The organism is Ekhidna sp. (assembly GCF_039960695.1).
Classification (GTDB): domain Bacteria; phylum Bacteroidota; class Bacteroidia; order Cytophagales; family Cyclobacteriaceae; genus Ekhidna.
The window spans coordinates 171,902-189,303 of sequence record NZ_JBDVKP010000006.1; the positions used below are offsets into that span (position 1 = coordinate 171,902).

Below are 17,402 nucleotides of genomic sequence, written 5' to 3' on the forward strand. Positions count from 1 at the left end.
TCTGATCTATTATCAGAGCGCAAATAAACATCAAACCTGTAAAACCTCAGAACGGCTTTTAGTTCAATGTCAATAAAAGTAGATCAACTAACCAAAGTCTACGGAGCTCAAAAGGCGCTGAATAAGATTTCTTTTGAAGCATCTAAAGGAAAAATTACGGGCTTTCTCGGACCAAATGGAGCAGGTAAATCCACCACAATGAAAATTGCAACCGGATACATTGGCCTTACTTCAGGCTCAGTGAATGTGGATGGAATTGATGTCTCTGCCGAACCTCTTCAAGTGAAACGCATTACTGGCTACCTTCCAGAGCATAACCCACTCTATTTGGAAATGTATGTAAAAGAATACCTTGGGTTTGTTGCTTCTGCATATAAATTGGAAAGTAAGACATCTCAAATCTTAAATATGATTGAGGTGTGCGGCTTGCAATATGAACAACACAAAAAAATCGGAGCGCTTTCAAAAGGCTATCGTCAGCGAGTGGGGTTGGCTCAGGCATTGATACACGATCCAAAGGTTTTGATACTGGACGAGCCTACAAGTGGCCTGGACCCTAATCAATTGGTGGAGATAAGGAAAGTAATTAAAGAAGCCAGTAAAGATAAAACGGTGATTTTATCCACACATATCATGCAAGAGGTAGAAGCACTTTGCGATAAAGTGGTAATTATTAATAAAGGGGAAATTGTAGCCGATGATGAAGTGAAAAATTTGAAATCGATGAATTCAGATGTGATTAGCTATCGTGTGGAATTTGAAGAACAGATTGATGTTTTGCTATTTGAAAATGAAGGATTAAAGGTTATCAAACGTGAGACAAACAACTACCAGATTTCCGCATTAGATGATCCGCGAAAGATCATTATGAAGGTCGCTGGAGAACATGCTTTGCCCTTGATCAATATTTCAAAGGAGGAGCAATCACTCGAAGGAGTTTTTCAGGAATTGACAAAAGGAAAATGATTATTAGAATTACCATTTGGACTAACAACACCCACCTGACCTCCCTCAAGGGAGCAATAAGTACTATCAAAAAGTGCAGATTGATTCAGATGAATCATTCTGTGAAAGGATTTTTGAGGTGAGATGAGAAATGAGATAATTCCATATCGAAAAGACCTCAAAGAAAAAGCAAGGGAATTGAGAAAAGATAGTACTCTTTCTGAAGTGCTACTTTGCCAAGAACTTAGAAAAAAACAACTTGGATTTCAGTTTCATCGTCAGGTTCCTATTTTAGAATATATTGTAGATTTTTATTGTCATGAGAAGAAAATGGCCATCGAAATAAATGGAAACTCTCATGAGTGGAAAGTTGCCTACGATAAAAAACGAATTAGCACATTAGAATCAGCAGGTGTAACAGTGCTGGTTTTCGACGATCTTGATGTAAGGAACAATATAAAATGGGTGCTTAATGATGTCCACAAAGAATTATATGGAGAGTAGAAAAAATACCCACAGCGCCTCCCGCAGAGGAAGAATAAATACTAGCATCAAGTGGAATCCAGTTTCAGAGGAATATCCCCCTGAGGGGATTAAAGGGGTGTCTTTTATTATTAGAACAATCTTATGATTACCATTCTAAAAAAAGAAATCAACGAGTTTCTCGATTCACTGATTGCCTATGTGGTGATTGGTATATTCTTGATCGGAATAGGACTTCTGATGTGGGTATTTCCTGATACCAACGTGCTTGATTACGGATATGCCAGTATGGAGACACTTTTTTCTCTGGCACCATACGTCTTCATGTTTTTAATTCCAGCAATCACAATGAAAGCCTTTGCGGAGGAGAAAAGAGGAGGTACCATTGAATTGCTCTATACACTTCCATTTAGAGATATTGAGATAGTTGCTGGTAAGTTCCTAGCTGGATTCCTGCTCGTTATATTTTCGATTCTTCCAACACTGATCTATTACTTCACACTTTCATATCTAGGAAATCCTGTAGGAAACATTGACACAGCGGGCATTATTGGATCCTACATTGGATTGATATTGCTAGGCGGAATTTTCACATCCATTGGTACCTTATCATCAGCACTAACAGGTAATCAAATAGTATCATTTATACTGGCTGCTTTTCTATGTTTTACGTTCTATGCAGGTTTTGATTCAATAGCAGCGATCAATATTTGGTCTGAAACCTCTTACATCATTGAACAAATTGGTATCCTCTCACATTATGAAACCTTAAGTAAAGGCTTAATTGACATGAGTGATGTCTTTTATTTTTTGTCAATGATTGTGCTCTTCTTATACTTAACCAGAATCATATTAAATGTGCAGAAAGGATGAGTGAGCGTAGAAAAATAATATTTCTTCAAAGCCTGGCTGTACTACTTTCTGTTTGGTTGGTTAATCAATTTGCAGATCGATATCGGGTTCAATTCGACCTTACAGAAGAAAAGCGATATACCATTTCACGTGCGACTAAAAATCTCTTGAAATCCCTTAATGAGCAAGTATACTTTGAAGTTTATCTGGCAGGTGAATTGCCATCCAACTTTGAGCGTTTTCAGACTTCAATAGGAGAGATGCTGGAGCAGTTTGCTATTGAAAGTGGAAACAAAGTGCAGTACAAATTCACAGATCCTGCACAAGCAGCCAACGTTCAGGCACGCAATCAATTCTACCAATCATTGATTGACAAGGGGATAGAACCTTCTAATCTAAACTATAAGAATGCAGATGGTGATAAAATGGAAAAACTCCTTTTTCCAGGTGCGATTGTCTCAAAAGGCATGAATGAAATCAGTGTGAATCTGATCAATGGTAATAGTGCCGCAGGTGTAGATGTAGTTCTAAATCAGAGCATCGAAGGGTTAGAATATGAGCTGGCAGCAGCAATAGCTCAATTAGTGGACGGCACAACCAAGAGAATTGCATACATCACAGGACACGGATCACCAGACTCATTGGAAATAGCAGGTTTTCGAAGTACAGTTCTGTCTAAATTTGAACTGTACAACGTATCATTAGCAAATAGACAAGAAATAAGCGGATACGATGCAATCATTGTTGGCAAGCCTACTCAGCCATTTTCGGAAGAGGAAAAGTACTTGATAGATCAATACTTAATGCGAGGAGGCAACCTCATTTACTTTATTGATGCATTGAGCGTTAATATGGATAGCGCATCTGGCGAGGGGACGATAGCTATACCCTATGAAACCAATCTGAATGACCAACTCTTCCGATACGGAGTTCGAATAAATCAGAATTACATATTAGATGTAAATAGTGGACAGTTTCCTGTTGTAGCTGGCAATGTGGGCAGCCAACCACAGATTCAAATGATTCCTTGGCCATTTTTCCCAATAATTACGAATTTCAGCAAACACCCTTCTGTTCGAAATCTGGATGCTATTTTAGGGAGATTTGTGTCTGAAATCGATACCGTGAAAGCAGTGGGAATCAATAAAATCCCATTGATGAACACCAGTCAATACACTAAGCTACTAGGCCCACCAGTTAGAGTAGCTTTCAATGATTTAAGAGATAAACTCAGACCTGAAAGATTTACAGATGGACCCAAAACAATAGGCTATTTGTTAGAAGGATCTTTTATTTCGCTTTACGCAAACCGGTTAGTTCCGCGAGGGTTTGATAAATCAAAATTTCGAGATAAAGGTGAGCCGGGCAAAGTGATTGTGATTGGTGATGGTGACATCATTCGAAATGATTTAGACCCTGAAACGGGAGAGCCGCTTGGTTTGGGAGTAGAACCGTTTACAAAAACGACCTATGCTAATGAAGAGTTTATACTAAATATCCTTGATTATATGGTGGATGATTCCGGACTCATTGAGACGCGATCAAGAGAAGTAAAGATTCGACCTTTGGATCGGGTAAAGGTGCAACAGGAACGAACCAAATGGCAAGCGATCAATCTGACTGTTCCTGTGCTTTTAATTTTACTGATAGGTGGATTGAAATGGCATTTGAGAAAAAGAAAATTTGCTAAGCAATGAGTAAATCAACAAAATACATTGTTGCGATCGCGCTGCTCCTGGGGGCCAACTTGTGGCTGTTTTTTTCAAACAGTGATGATACCCAAACTTCGGAAAAATATTTTGATAGTGAAGACTTAGAAGGAACGAGTGCATTTAAGTTCATGTATGGAGGAGATACAGTACAAATTTCACTGACCGGTGAGGGCTGGCTTGTAAATGATCAATTCCTGGCAGACCAAGGCTTTGTGAATACCTTAATCTCCGTTTTGGAGCGAGTGGAAGTTGGGAACACCATTGAGAATTGGGATAGAGAAGCTATAGGAAGTGTAGAAGTTGAATTTAATTTCAACTCCCGGTATCGATTTCAGTTTGCCACTGATCCAAACAAGACCAGATCCTATTTTGTAACAGAGGCAGGAGCCAAAGAAGTGGCAGTACCTGGATATCGCGATAATGTGGTAGACATATTCACTTTACATCCAGATCAGTGGAGAGATCGGACCATCATTGATGGTAGCTGGAGAACCATACAAAATGTAAAAGTAGAGAATGAAGCAGGTAGTGGCTTTCGAATTTCATTTGTAGATAAATTTTTCCTAGTGAATGGCGAGCAGCCTACAGATAGCTCGGCTGTAGTCAATTACTTAAATCAGTTTCAGCAGTTTCAAGCCAATGAGATGATATCGTTAGGAAGATTTGAAGAAATGGACAGTATAGCAAGTGCTGAGCCTTTTGCGACGGTATTTATTGATGATATAAAATATGACCACCCTATTCAATTGGAGATCTTCCCCAACAAGCTAAATCAATCGTATCATTTGGTTAAAGATCAGGATGGTCAGCAAATGGTGATTGATGCGAGAAGGATCAATCAGATACTTACAAATCCAGAGAATCAGTAAAAAACAATCAGTTAATCAAGGATTAATTGCCGCTTTGAATGAGGTTAGAAGGGCAAATAAGGATACGATTAGATTAAACGTCCATATGATCCTCTCTAGGCAGCATTTCTGATTCATAATCCGACTAAAAATCTCACATTTTGTGATTAAATTAGCGACCCGAAAAAATAGGCAGTTGCCTTAACTCACTAAGCTTTACAACTATATGAAATTCATAGTCTCATCATCTTACCTATTAAAGCAATTATCTGCTATCAACGGAGTAATTACTACAAATCCGGTGGTACCAATTTTGGAGAATTTTTTGTTTGAAATAAGTGATGGTAACCTAACAGTTACTGCATCTGATCTTCAAACTAGTATGATCACCGAGCTTCAAGTAGAAGCAAAGGAAGATGGAAGCATTGCTATTCCAGCAAAAATTTTACTGGAGACATTAAGAAATCTACCAGAACAACCAGTGACTTTCTCGATCGATAGCAACACATATAGTATCGAAATCAACTCAGACAATGGTCGATATAAGCTAGCTGGAGAGAATGCCACGGACTTCCCTAAGATACCTACTGTTTCAGACGGATATTCAGTAAACATATCTTCAGAAGTATTAGGCAAGGCAATCAACAATACCATATTTGCCACGTCCAACGATGAGCTCAGACCAGCTATGACGGGTGTATTTGTGAAACTAGACGAAACTAATACAACATTTGTAGCTACAGATAGTCACCGATTAATTCGCTACCGAAGAGTAGATGTGGTTGCTGACATGGGACACAGCATGATCATCCCTCGGAAAGCACTTACACTACTAAAAACAACATTACCGTCAGAACTGACTAATGTAAACGTGGAGTTCAATGCGTCAAACGCATTTTTCAATTTCAATCAGGTGAAAATGATTTGCCGGCTGATCGATGAGCGATTCCCAGATTATGAAAACGTAATACCGCTTGATAATAACAACAATGTGGTTGTAAAGAAGGATGAGTTACTAAGCTCATTGAAGCGTATTGCGATATATGCAAATAAGACTACTCATCAGGTAAGGTTGAAAATAACTGGTAGCGAGCTTATGATCTCAGCAGAAGATCTTGATTTCTCTAATGAGGCCAACGAACGTCTATCATGCGAGCACGATGGAGAAGATCTGGAAATTGGATTCAACGCTAAGTTCTTAGTCGAAATGCTCAGCAATATTGATTCTGATGATATCACCCTGAAGCTTAGTGCGCCAAATAAAGCTGGTATTATCACTCCGCATGATAAGGAAGAAGAAGAAGATATCCTGATGCTAGTAATGCCTGTAATGCTCAATAATCAGGTTTAAGAATTACAGCTTAGAAGATTTTGAAAAGTGATATCGAAAGGTGTCACTTTTTTTATTGATTACTTTCGAGATCCTTTACCATTTTTCTGATTCGCTTTAGTTTGCGCCCATAAATTAGGTAAATGAGTAGATGAAAAAAACTCCCAATAATAGCAAGAAGCGCAGCCCATATAGCAATGACAGCAATCCATTTCTCGCGAGAATTAATGGTAGAAAGGGCTTCTTCATTCGCTGGATCTAGCATTCCATAGATGAATCCAACAACTAAGGAAATCCAAAAAACTACGTAATAGTGAAGAACATAAAATCGCAAATAGCCATATAGCTTTTTCAGACTTTGTAAAACGTTTCCATCGTAGTTAAATCTTCGTATTTCACGAATTAAGAATTGATAATAAAAAAGATAAATGATGGATATGAAAACATAAAACGCAATTAATCCTACTGAATCCCCTCTACTGGTTACATAAATAATTAGAAAGGGCATAGAAAGAATTGTTAGACTAAACTCAATCCATAGAATAATCTTGATCCAATAGAGTGTCGTTCTAGTGCCTTTTCGCTCCAACTTATCTATTTGAAGGGAAGATGGATCTTCCTTTGCCTTGCTTCTATTCCAGACTGATTTGATGTCTATTTCTTCAGCCATTGATTATTTCTTTTAACTTGTCTTTAAGACGATTCACTTTCACGCCGACATTGCTTACTGTGATACCCAATATCTCACTCATCTCCTTATAACTCTTGTCTTCCAGATAAAGCAGAATAATTGCTCTATCAGATTCTTTGAGCTTTTTGATGCCTGTGTACAATTTTTCAATTTGTTCCTTATCTACATCTTCCTCAATCGCGGAATCCTCTTTCCATTCTAATGGAATGGTCTCCACTTTCCGTTTCATTCTTTTAGAATGTGAAAGGCAAACGTTCAGCGTAACACGATAGACCCAGGTAGAAAGTTGTGAATTACCCTTAAAGGACTTGTGAGACCTCCAAAGCTGCAAAGTAACTTCCTGGACTAAATCCTTCAGCGATTCTTCATCACGCGAATATGCCCTGCATATATGCATGATTAAAGGCATGTTTTCTTCTACGTACGATTTGAAGAAATCTTCTGACACGTTTACTTTGGATGTTAGTGGCTAAAACAATCGATTTATTTCATCGAGCTACTTTTTTTTCTTTGCAGGTGCTTTTTTTCCGCCCCTCCCTTTTTTCTCAGGTGCTTTCTCAGCCAATTCCTTACATTGTTCGAATGTTAATTCTTCAGGCACGACATCTTTTGGAATTTTAACATTCTTCTTGCCAAACTTGATGTATGGTCCCCAACGACCATTAAGTACAGCAACAGTTTCATCTTCATCAAAAGTCTTGATGTATTTGTTAGCATCTGCCTCTCGTTTATCAAGGATAAGTCGTACTGCCTCATCTTCAGTAATCGTAAGAGGATCTTGTTCTTTCTTAATGGATACAAACTTGCCATCATGTCTGATGTAGGGGCCAAATCGACCGACAGCAGCTACCATTGGCTTATCTTCAAACATACCTACTTCTCGAGGCAACTTAAAAAGCTCCAAAGCTTCTTCTAAATTAACAGTATCCATAAACTGGCCATGTTTCAAGCTAGCATATTGTGGCTTTTCTTCACCTTCAACGAGTTCGCCTTTTTGAACGTAGGCACCATATTTTCCATGACGAGCATAGATTTTTTCCCCGGATGCTGGATCTACACCAATCTCTCTGACTTGATTGACGGCTGCTCGGTCGAGATCCGCAGACTTTTCTACGGTAGAATGGAATCCGCCATAGAACTTGTCAATCATTTTATGCCATTCAGTTTTACCTTGAGCTATATCATCAAATTGTTGCTCAACATCCGCCGTAAAGTGATAGTCAATCACATCTGGAAAATGATCTACAAGGAAGTCATTCACCACCATAGCTGTATTCGTTGGGAAGAGTTTATTCTTTTCAGCTCCGGTTATCTCAGTTACTTCCTCCCGCTTTATATCACCATCTTTTAATCGGCACTCGATTGAGATTCGCTCGTGTCCTTCCCGTGCGTCTTTTTCCACATAATTTCTCTTTTGTACCGTTGAAATAGTTGGCGCATATGTTGATGGACGTCCTATGCCCATTTCTTCTAGTTTCTTCACCAAACTAGCTTCAGTATATCTTGGTGGGTGACGCGTAAATCCTTGTTTTGAAAGTATTTCTTTTAGATCCAGTACTTGACCAACATTAACCGGTGGTAGCATATTGGTATTTTCTTCTTCAGCACCATCTTCGTCGGTAGATTCTATATAAACCTTAAGAAATCCTTCAAACTTGACTACTTCACCTTTGGCTACTAGCTTTTCGTCCGTGGTAGATATTCCAATAGTTGCTGTGGTTTTCTCAAGTTGTGCATCGGACATTTGCGAGGCAATAGCTCGTTTCCAAATTAAATCGTATAGCCTATTCTCCGCATCATCTTTTCCAGCCGATTGGATACTAAAATTTGTTGGTCTGATTGCTTCGTGAGCTTCCTGTGCTCCTGCATTCTTGGTTTTGAATACACGTCTATTTGAGTATTCTTCACCGTAATTTGATTTAATAGCTGAAGCTGCTCCATTTAAGGCCTCATCAGATAAATTCAGGGAGTCAGTTCTCATATAAGAGATTTTTCCAGCTTCATAAAGTTTTTGAGCCACAGACATAGTTCTAGCTACCGAATAGCCCAACTTTCTACTCGCTTCTTGCTGCAGGGTTGAAGTGGTAAATGGTGGTGCAGGTGATTTTTTAGCTGGCTTTGTTTCTAGATTTTCGATGGCAAAATCTGCTCCGTTGCACTTCTGAAGAAAGCTCAGCGCGTCTTCCTCCGTCTTGAATTTCTTTGGCAATTCAGCTTTAAGGATTTTACCACCTTCCAAATTGAATTCTGCAGTAATACGAAATGACGATTCAGGATTAAACTTAGCTATTTCTCGTTCTCGCTCTACAACCAGTCGCACTGCCACGGACTGTACACGACCTGCTGAAAGACCACCCTTTATTTTTTTCCATAGAATGGGAGACAACTCAAACCCAACCAGTCGATCAAGGATCCTTCTCGCCTGCTGCGCATTCACCAAATCTATATCTATTCCTCTGGGATTTTGGATGGCATTCTGTATAGCATTTTTGGTAATTTCTCTAAAAACAATTCTTCGTGTTTTTGTATTGTCCAGATCAAGTGCTTCGGATAAATGCCAAGAAATTGCTTCTCCCTCACGGTCATCATCCGATGCAAGGAATATAGTTTCTGCCTCCTTTGCGAGTTTTTTAAGCTCCTTTACTACATCTTTCTTGTCCTTGGAAATTTCGTACGTCGGAGCGAATCCATTTTTTATGTCAATGGCAGAATCATCCTTAGGAAGGTCACGCACGTGCCCATAAGATGATTTTACCTCATAATCTTTCCCCAAATATCCTTCAATTGTTTTTGCCTTAGCAGGCGACTCTACGATGACGAGATTTTTTCCCATGGTAAATTTTTAAGATGAAAAGTGATGAGCGGAACTCATTCAGCGCGTAAACATAACACGACTATTTAAATCCTGTTCAACACAAAATTGAAAAAACTTATTAAACTGAATTTGTTCCAGCTGTTTTTGATGGTTTATATTTAGACCAAACCAACCGAATCGATGAGTAGAAAAATCTACCTGATCCGTCATTCCTATGCAGAAGGACCTAATGGCAAGCGAGATATAGATCGCACCTTGACATTAGAAGGTCAAAGTATGGTGCGCGCTCTTGGCAGACATCTGATCAATCAAAATTTTAACCCAGATATTATTTTATGCAGTACCTCTGCCCGGACAAAAGAAACAGCTGTGAATCTTGTGGAAGAGCTTGGAATGAATGAAGGACTAATTGACTATAAGGATATCATTTATAATGCTTCTGTACGCGAACTACTAGAAGTTCTTAATGAAGTTTCAGATGAAATTAAATCCGTCGCTATCATTGGTCATAACCCAACCATCACTTTTTTTGGCGAGTATCTTTCAGCTTCAATTATTGGAAATATGGAGCCATCTGGAGTGGTGACTATCAAAATAGAAAAGCTTAAATGGTCTGAAATATCACAAGGGACAGGTATTTTCGTAGACTATTACCATCCCAGTCATTAAAAATGTACAATCCCAGTGATGTCGGAAAGAAAGGTAGCATTTTCGGTTTACCTTATAATTTAGAAGAAGCAAGTCTTGTTCTTTTGCCAGTTCATTTGGATGTTACCGTATCATATGGACAGGGTACTTCCAAAGCTCCAAATGTTGTACTTGAAGAGTCATCTCAATTGGATTTATCGCTGCTAAGCATAAATAAACCATGGGATTTGAAGATGGTCATGTATGATCGAATCGTAAAGGCCAGTCAAAACGAAATCCACAGAGGGAGAGCTAAAAATGTGATAAAAGCACTTGAAGCAGGGAAAGAGCCTGAGCACGAACAGATTGAGTTCATCAATGAGTTTTGCAATACTACACATTTGAAGATCAAGGAATTATCTGCATCACTATTGAAGCTCGATAAATTGGTCGGAATAATTGGTGGCGATCATTCCTCCCCACTTGGACTAATGAAAGCGCTGAGCCATAAAATGGAATTTGGTATCCTTCAGATTGATGCTCATATGGATTTAAGAAAAGCCTATGAAAGATTTGAATTTTCACATGCAAGCATCATGTTCAATGCGTTAAAGGAGAATGGAATAAAATCATTGACACAAGTAGGGATTCGAGATTTTTGTGAAGAAGAGGAACATTTTGTTGAGAAATCTGAAAAGCCAATTCATGTTTTTTATGATGAATCCATTTATCGTGAAAAAATAGGAGAACTTAATTGGAGTGAACAAGTTGCTCAAATCATTGAAACACTTCCGCAAAATGTCTACATCAGTTTTGATATGGATGGATTGGAGCCTTCGCTATGTCCAAATACAGGAACTCCAGTGGCTGGTGGTTTGCAGTTTAATGAAGCTACCTACCTATTGGAACAAGTGGTTAGGTCAGGCAGGAAAATTGTTGGCTTTGATGTTTGTGAGGTTGGAAATGATGAATGGGATGCCAATGTGGCTGCTAGAATAATCTATCGAATTGCAACGCTCACCGGCGTTTCGAACAATTTATTGACTTTTCGTAAGCTCATTTAGCAGACTATTGAATGAATCTGTATTGTACTTTGCCATCCCATGATTTTCAACTTTAATTATTCCTTCTTGATTCAATACATAGGTCGTTGGAATAGCATGAGTATCGTATGTATTTGGTAGGCTGGAGCGTAGAAAATAAACTGGGAATTCAAATTCCTTTCTTTTTATAAATTGTCTCGCTTTTGTCTCATCACGGTCGAGAGATATCATCACAAACTTTACATTTCTTTTTTGATTCTGATATAATTCATGAATGTCTGGCATTTCCGCTATACATGGAGGACACCATGTAGCCCAAAAATTGAGAAATACAACTTCTCCCTCAAATTCGGAAAATTGAATGCTGGTGCCATCAAAATCCTGAATCGCAAAGTCATAGGAAGCTTTACGTTCCTCATCTACTAATCCCGGTTTGATTATACCTGTAGCTAGCACTACCTGCTGAACTCTTCCGATCACCTCAGTATGCCAGCCGCCAAAATAAATCACGCCAATTACAGTAATTAACACAATCCATTCTATGAGTTCTTTTTTAAGTTTTTTCTTCATCGTTAGGGGTAATTGTTAATAATACACCCAAATTGTAGAAATGATTCAATGAGTGTCATCATCATATTTTTATAATCTCACTTAGTATTTTTATAAATTAGCGCTTACATAAACATCACCATGCGATGAAGATCAAATCAACAGCTACCGTTCTATTCACCTTATTGTTAATCAGCGTCCAAGCTCAAAAAATCAAATACAAAGATTTGTATCCGGTTTTAGCTGCAAAGAATTACGAAGAGGGGGGACCTAAGCTTATTCAATTTCTTTCGGATGTAAAAAATCAAGAAGAGCCAAATGCAAACCTTCAGATGGGATTGTGGCTGGAAAGTCGCTTTTTAAGTTTTGATGTGGTTGATGATTCTTCGAAAGTGTACCAAGTTGGTGATTCAACTATATTCTTCCTGGAAAAAGCCAAGACTTTGATAACCGAAAAGGAACTCAAAAAGAAAGATGAATATTATCAAGCCTTCTTTAGAAGGGACTTAAGAACTGGCGAATTTGGAATTAAAGTCTCTGACGTTCATCTAGATATTGAGAAGAAGGTAGAAGCTATTGAAACAAGAATAGCTGATGTTAAAGAGATGCATCGTAGAGTGGTTAGAGTTGAAGAAAATCAAGCCGCAGCGATTGAAGCCTATAATGGTTTGGTATCAAAGTTTGCAGTTTATAATAATATGCTCATTGGCGCCGATCAAGAAGTTCAGGCTACACTTTCAAGTATCGAAGAAAATGGAAATAAAAGCGTGGAAAATGTTAACAGTGTGAAAGAATTGGCTATCAAGCTCAGCTCAGAAAAATACAGTCAAGAACCAATGCTAAAGAATATTGCTCAATACGGAGTAGACGGGACAAGTTCTGCTAATATCCGATCTGGCACAATAGAGATCTGGAATTTTGGAGAGTGGGCAAGGGCCGCAAAGTCAGAGATTTTGGGTGGTGTTGCCCTTTTTAAGACTATGGTAAGGAATTATTCAGAAGAACTACGTGCTAAAAAAACAAAAGTAAAGAGTAGTCAAAATGCTGAAATCGGAGATTTTCCAGATAATTTAAGAGAGCAATTTGAAAAGTATGATCCAGGATCTACTGTTGAAAAACTGCTCAAGGTTGAAATGTATGAAGCGAGAATCATCAAGCAAGTAGACCTCCAATTAAATCCTGCATTAATGGATTCTTCGCTAATAGGTTCGCAGCTTGCAATTTTTGAAGCTGCCTACGCTGATGCCAAGGAAATGAATGTACTGGTTGAATCTATTTCCACAGATGACCTGGAAGTGTCCAAAAAGAAGTACACAGATTACATTGAGAGTTTCTTTCAGAAGTACGTCACAGCATCGAAGTATGTCTTAGAGATGCAAGATTGGTCGCGCCGACACGTAAAATGGCTAGGAAACTCAGTTGAGTTTTGGTCTCAAAGGAATCGTTGGGGCGTAGACTCAGAAAACGAAGAAATATTATATCCACTTTTTATGCAGGATGCACCGGAGGGTGGTTTCATGACCATGAATGTGCCGGTGAAAACACCTGATGAAATTGTAGCATATGGTGCAGACCTAAATGCTAAGAAAGGTTTTGTGGCATCTTTTGGACCAGATAGAATAGCTAAATGGAAACTTGAGTTTGATCTACCAGGCACCGATATAGTAAACTACCAAAGCGATTCAATCCCAACCATTGCAGGTTCAGAGAGTTTTTACGTATACAACGCCTCTGTTCAGGAGAATAATTTTGTAGTTGTTAGCTACACACCAGATGGCCGTTTGAATTGGGGGACCGTTGTCTCAATCAATAAAAGACCTGTAGACTTCAAATTTGATGATTTGACGCAAGAGTTAACCATTCTTCTGTACCCAGAAGAGCAACTACCGCTTGATTCTGATGAGCTTGGATATGTGGTGATTGATAGAACTGGAAATGCGAGGTAAGCTAGTTGCAATAACATTATTTTTTGTAATCATTTCATGTGCAGAAGAGCAGCTACCAGAAGGTATTTATGACTATCAGGTAGAAAGGTTACTTAGTGGACAAAGTGGAACCAAAACATGGCACCAGGTCACAAATACCACTAACTGTGTAGATTCTATCAAACTTGTCTTTGACTTGATCGTGAGCACTTCAGTTGATTCACTTGATGTATCAATGATATCTGGATGCTCCCCATCTACCACAAACCTTATTGGAAGAGCGAATGCTTCAAAAGCGATGGATAGACAATTATTTTCTGATTCTCTGATTTTTGCTGATGGTACCATTTGGATCGTTAATCAGCTCACATCCAAACAGTTGACTTTAACTGCGGACGGTCAAAGTGTCAGTTACAGTGTAGAGTAAAAAATGCTACGTATCGGTTTTTGCCCGGTTCTTGGGCATTTTCATGTAGATCATCGAAATTTTCTTAATTATTTAAAACAGTTAATTAAAATTTGCTATCTATATATAAGACCAACTATCATCAAAATGCTACGTTTTCGATTACTTACAATCTTTTGGTGTACTGCATTCCTTTCAGTGTCACAAACAACTGTAGTTTCCTATGACTTTAACAATTCAGATCAGGGCTGGTCTGCTACTTCTAATACAAATGGAGACTGGTTGCGCGGGACGGATATCTTTAGCTCCGGATCTAATGATGCGTACTGGTACACCTCTCCATCTAATTACAACAATGACGCAGTTTTAGTCATTGAGAGTCCTGTGATAGATCTAACAGGAGAAACCGACTTACTATTTTCTATACGGATACGTCACAATACTGAAGCCGCGTGGGACGGATTTCAGGTAGAGTATAGCGCGAATGGAGGAGGAGTTTGGACTGACCTTGGAGCAGTGGGTGATGGTGTAAACTGGTATAATGATACTGATGTAGATGCAATAGCAAATGGAGCAGATGGTTGGTCTGGTGATAATATTGCCTGGGAGACCTCTCAAATTGGTCTGCCAGCCACCTTGGAAAATAATGCAAACGTGATGATTCGCATTAGATTTGAAAGCGATGGGTCTGTTACAGATGAAGGAGTAGCTTTTGATGATATATCAATTAGCTCAGGATTTGATATTCAAGTAGATGGAAATAGTAATGAAATAAGCGATGGTGATTCAAGTCCATCTTTCAATGATTTTACTGATTTTGGAAGTGTAGATATTACTTCGGGAACTCGTACTAAGACCTATACCATTACGAATGTTGGTGGTGGTACGCTCACTTTGAATGGAGGAACATCTGTAACGCTAAGTGGAACACATGCAGCAGATTTTTCCGTTACCAACCAGCCAGGGTCTACAACATTAGATGCAGTTGAATCCACCACCTTCACAATTGAAATGGATCCTTCAGCAACCGGGCTAAGGAGCGCCACAGTCTCCATAGACAGTGATGATGCAGATGAAGATCCATATACATTTGATATTCAGGGAACAGGAGTTAATGCGGTTGTAGTTCATAATTTTAATTCTTCCGATCACGGCTGGACTGTTACTTCCAACACCAATGGAAACTGGTCTCGTGGAACAGGCACCTTGAGTACTGGAGCTGATGGTTCATATTGGCACACCACTCCAAATAATTCATATAATAATGATGCTGTGCTTACTATCGAGAGTCCTACTATTGATCTTACCGGTGAATCTGACCTGTCTTTGTACATGGATATTCGCTTCGATACGGAAGACGAGTGGGATGGATTTAAAGTAGAATACAGTGACGATGGAGGAACAAGCTGGTTTGATTTAGGTGCTGTGGGTGAAGGTGTAGGTTGGTACAATGATACCGACGTGGACGCATTTGCGAATGGTGAAGATGGGTGGTCTGGTGATAATACGGCCTGGTTTGCAGCACAAATAGGATTACCAGCCGCTATAGAAAACATCTCTAATGCGCAGTTTAGGGTACTATTCGAAAGTGACGGATCTGTTACAGGTACAGGTGCTGCTTTTGACAACTTCATGATTTATACAGGAATCCCTGATATCTATGTAGAATCTAACAGCGTAGAAATTGTCGATGGCGAAACAAGTACAAACCCACTAGCGAATACAGATTTCAGAAGTGTAGACATTACATCAGGCACTCGCACTAAAACATATACTATTACAAATATTGGAGGTGCAACGCTAACCTTTACCGGAGGAACTCCAGTGACAATTAGTGGGTCGGCGGCTTCTGATTACACGGTAACCAGCCAGCCTGCAGCAAGTTTAGTTGGCTTTGCTTCCACGACATTCGCCATTGAATTTGATCCATCAGCATCGGGATCAAGAAGTGCGACAGTATCAATTGCGAGTGATGATCCCGATGAAGACCCATTCACTTTTAACATCACTGGCACGGGCGATAACGCGATAATTTTTCAGGATTTTGATAGTGGAAACGAAGGCTGGACGGTCACTTCCAATACCAACGGCGATTGGTCTAGAGGTACTGGAATATTAAGTACTGGAGCAGATGGAAGTTATTGGCATACTACCCCAACCGGAGGATATAACAATAATGCTGTTTTAACGATTGAAAGTGGCACCTTGGATTTAACGGGAGAAACTTCATTAACGCTATTCATGGATGTCAGATATGATACTGAGGCAGATTGGGATGGATTTCAGGTAGAATACAGTGATGATGGAGGGACAACATGGTATGACCTGGGTTCTACCGCAGAAGGAATCAATTGGTATAATGATACCGATGTAGATGCTTTTGCAAATAATACTGATGGTTGGTCCGGTGATAATTCCAATTGGGAATCAGCCGAAATAGATTTGCCTATTGTCCTGGAAAATAATTCTACCGTACAGTTTAGAGTTCTCTTTGAGAGTGATGGAGGAGTAACAGGAACAGGAGTAGCTTTTGACAACTTCATGATTTTTGGAGATGTAACACCACTCCCTGTAGAGCTTTTAACATTTGCAGGATATGCACTGAATAATCAAGTAGAACTTGAATGGACAACTGCTGTTGAGATCAACAACGACTATTTCGAAGTGCAGCATTCTTTAGATGGAATTGAATTCTCAACGATTGATATGGTCGATGGGAATGGATCGTCAAATGAATTATTGAGTTACAATTTCATTCATCAAAGCCCGGCATTAGGAAACAATTATTATAGATTGAAACAAGTTGATTTTGATGGTGCTGAAGAGATTCATCCAATTATTCAGGTGTACAATGACTATTACTTTGATGGTATGGAAGTTACTATTTACCCAAACCCAACACAAAGTGATGAAATGAACTTTCGCATCATTTCTGGAGACGATCATACATCATTTGAAATGACAGTTCTAAACCTGGATGGTAAAATATTGTTGAAGAAAACTATTCCTGGTACTACTAATTTGGATCAACGAATGATGCAAAACTTCAAGCTAAAAGCTGGAATCTACATTGCCACCTTTCTACAAGGAGATCGATTAATTACGAAAAGACTTATTGTTAGATGAAATAAAAAGTCGCCTTCTAACCATTTTTAGCATTATTATAAGTAGAGGTT

Annotated in this window: 15 protein-coding genes; 11 read left to right on the forward strand and 4 right to left on the reverse strand. The window is 39.0% G+C overall.

Features of this window, described 5'->3' with window-relative positions:
- The first annotated feature begins 66 nt into the window (after positions 1 to 66).
- From gldA to dnaN, 6 genes are all read left to right on the forward strand, one after another.
- Complete coding sequence (gene gldA, locus ABJG98_RS04575; RefSeq protein WP_348278298.1) at positions 67 to 966, forward strand: gliding motility-associated ABC transporter ATP-binding subunit GldA; 900 nt, start codon at positions 67 to 69, stop codon at positions 964 to 966.
- A gap of 123 nt (positions 967 to 1,089) precedes the next feature.
- Entirely contained in the window at positions 1,090 to 1,449 is a 360-nt protein-coding gene (locus tag ABJG98_RS04580; RefSeq protein WP_348278299.1) for a DUF559 domain-containing protein, read from the forward strand.
- A gap of 123 nt (positions 1,450 to 1,572) precedes the next feature.
- Positions 1,573 to 2,301 carry a gliding motility-associated ABC transporter permease subunit GldF gene (gene gldF / locus ABJG98_RS04585; RefSeq protein ID WP_348278300.1) on the forward strand — a complete coding sequence of 243 codons (729 nt, stop codon included), beginning with the start codon at positions 1,573 to 1,575 and terminating at the stop codon, positions 2,299 to 2,301.
- On the forward strand, positions 2,298 to 3,977 hold the full coding sequence (gene gldG / locus ABJG98_RS04590) for a gliding motility-associated ABC transporter substrate-binding protein GldG (protein ID WP_348278301.1): 1,680 nt from the start codon (positions 2,298 to 2,300) through the stop codon (positions 3,975 to 3,977). Before gldF ends, gldG begins: the two co-directional genes overlap by 4 nt.
- Positions 3,974 to 4,861, forward strand: coding sequence for a DUF4340 domain-containing protein (locus tag ABJG98_RS04595; RefSeq protein WP_348278302.1), 888 nt, complete (start codon positions 3,974 to 3,976; stop codon positions 4,859 to 4,861). Before gldG ends, ABJG98_RS04595 begins: the two co-directional genes overlap by 4 nt.
- A gap of 205 nt (positions 4,862 to 5,066) precedes the next feature.
- Positions 5,067 to 6,191 (forward strand): DNA polymerase III subunit beta, encoded by a 1,125-nt coding sequence (gene dnaN / locus ABJG98_RS04600; RefSeq protein ID WP_348278303.1) that lies wholly within the window; start codon positions 5,067 to 5,069, stop codon positions 6,189 to 6,191.
- Positions 6,192 to 6,243: 52 nt separating this feature from the next.
- On the opposite strand, the gene ABJG98_RS04605 is transcribed toward dnaN, so the two are convergent.
- The 3 genes from ABJG98_RS04605 to topA are packed head-to-tail and all read right to left on the reverse strand — an operon-like array spanning position 6,244 to position 9,694.
- Positions 6,244 to 6,840, reverse strand: a complete 597-nt coding sequence (locus tag ABJG98_RS04605) for a hypothetical protein (RefSeq protein WP_348278304.1) — start codon at positions 6,838 to 6,840, stop codon at positions 6,244 to 6,246.
- Positions 6,833 to 7,309, reverse strand: coding sequence for a sigma-70 family RNA polymerase sigma factor (locus tag ABJG98_RS04610; RefSeq protein WP_348278305.1), 477 nt, complete (start codon positions 7,307 to 7,309; stop codon positions 6,833 to 6,835). Before ABJG98_RS04610 ends, ABJG98_RS04605 begins: the two co-directional genes overlap by 8 nt.
- 48 nt (positions 7,310 to 7,357) lie before the next feature.
- On the reverse strand, positions 7,358 to 9,694 hold the full coding sequence (topA, locus tag ABJG98_RS04615; protein ID WP_348278306.1) for a type I DNA topoisomerase: 2,337 nt from the start codon (positions 9,692 to 9,694) through the stop codon (positions 7,358 to 7,360).
- A gap of 162 nt (positions 9,695 to 9,856) precedes the next feature.
- Here topA and ABJG98_RS04620 point away from each other — a divergent pair, with 162 nt between their 5' ends.
- Together ABJG98_RS04620 and ABJG98_RS04625 are read left to right on the forward strand one after the other, a co-directional pair.
- Positions 9,857 to 10,345 carry a histidine phosphatase family protein gene (locus ABJG98_RS04620; protein ID WP_348278307.1) on the forward strand — a complete coding sequence of 163 codons (489 nt, stop codon included), beginning with the start codon at positions 9,857 to 9,859 and terminating at the stop codon, positions 10,343 to 10,345.
- Positions 10,346 to 10,347: 2 nt separating this feature from the next.
- Complete coding sequence (locus ABJG98_RS04625; protein ID WP_348278308.1) at positions 10,348 to 11,367, forward strand: arginase family protein; 1,020 nt, start codon at positions 10,348 to 10,350, stop codon at positions 11,365 to 11,367.
- Here ABJG98_RS04625 and ABJG98_RS04630 read toward each other — a convergent pair.
- Positions 11,341 to 11,916: a TlpA disulfide reductase family protein gene (locus ABJG98_RS04630; RefSeq protein ID WP_348278309.1), complete on the reverse strand. Its 576-nt coding sequence runs from the start codon at positions 11,914 to 11,916 to the stop codon at positions 11,341 to 11,343. The genes ABJG98_RS04625 and ABJG98_RS04630 overlap by 27 nt on opposite strands.
- Positions 11,917 to 12,041: 125 nt before the next feature.
- Between ABJG98_RS04630 and ABJG98_RS04635 the strand changes: the two genes are divergently transcribed.
- The 3 genes from ABJG98_RS04635 to ABJG98_RS04645 all read left to right on the forward strand — a co-directional run bounded on the left by ABJG98_RS04635 (position 12,042) and on the right by ABJG98_RS04645 (position 17,352).
- Positions 12,042 to 13,841, forward strand: coding sequence for a hypothetical protein (locus ABJG98_RS04635; protein WP_348278310.1), 1,800 nt, complete (start codon positions 12,042 to 12,044; stop codon positions 13,839 to 13,841).
- The gene (locus tag ABJG98_RS04640) at positions 13,831 to 14,247 is read left to right on the forward strand and encodes a hypothetical protein (RefSeq protein WP_348278311.1); all 417 of its coding nucleotides are present in this window, start codon (positions 13,831 to 13,833) and stop codon (positions 14,245 to 14,247) included. Before ABJG98_RS04635 ends, ABJG98_RS04640 begins: the two co-directional genes overlap by 11 nt.
- Positions 14,248 to 14,373: 126 nt before the next feature.
- A complete protein-coding gene (locus ABJG98_RS04645; RefSeq protein ID WP_348278312.1) occupies positions 14,374 to 17,352 on the forward strand; it encodes a choice-of-anchor D domain-containing protein in 2,979 nt (992 codons plus the stop codon).
- Positions 17,353 to 17,402: the final 50 nt, after the last annotated feature.

Coding starts and splice junctions, on each gene's coding strand:
- gldA (WP_348278298.1), top strand. CDS start 67: ATGTCAATAAAAGTAGATCAACTAACCAAAGTCTACGGAGCTCAAAAG.
- ABJG98_RS04580 (WP_348278299.1), top strand. CDS start 1,090: ATGAGAAATGAGATAATTCCATATCGAAAAGACCTCAAAGAAAAAGCA.
- gldF (WP_348278300.1), top strand. CDS start 1,573: ATGATTACCATTCTAAAAAAAGAAATCAACGAGTTTCTCGATTCACTG.
- gldG (WP_348278301.1), top strand. CDS start 2,298: ATGAGTGAGCGTAGAAAAATAATATTTCTTCAAAGCCTGGCTGTACTA.
- ABJG98_RS04595 (WP_348278302.1), top strand. CDS start 3,974: ATGAGTAAATCAACAAAATACATTGTTGCGATCGCGCTGCTCCTGGGG.
- dnaN (WP_348278303.1), top strand. CDS start 5,067: ATGAAATTCATAGTCTCATCATCTTACCTATTAAAGCAATTATCTGCT.
- ABJG98_RS04605 (WP_348278304.1), bottom strand. CDS start 6,840: ATGGCTGAAGAAATAGACATCAAATCAGTCTGGAATAGAAGCAAGGCA.
- topA (WP_348278306.1), bottom strand. CDS start 9,694: ATGGGAAAAAATCTCGTCATCGTAGAGTCGCCTGCTAAGGCAAAAACA.
- ABJG98_RS04620 (WP_348278307.1), top strand. CDS start 9,857: ATGAGTAGAAAAATCTACCTGATCCGTCATTCCTATGCAGAAGGACCT.
- ABJG98_RS04625 (WP_348278308.1), top strand. CDS start 10,348: ATGTACAATCCCAGTGATGTCGGAAAGAAAGGTAGCATTTTCGGTTTA.
- ABJG98_RS04630 (WP_348278309.1), bottom strand. CDS start 11,916: ATGAAGAAAAAACTTAAAAAAGAACTCATAGAATGGATTGTGTTAATT.
- ABJG98_RS04635 (WP_348278310.1), top strand. CDS start 12,042: ATGAAGATCAAATCAACAGCTACCGTTCTATTCACCTTATTGTTAATC.
- ABJG98_RS04640 (WP_348278311.1), top strand. CDS start 13,831: ATGCGAGGTAAGCTAGTTGCAATAACATTATTTTTTGTAATCATTTCA.
- ABJG98_RS04645 (WP_348278312.1), top strand. CDS start 14,374: ATGCTACGTTTTCGATTACTTACAATCTTTTGGTGTACTGCATTCCTT.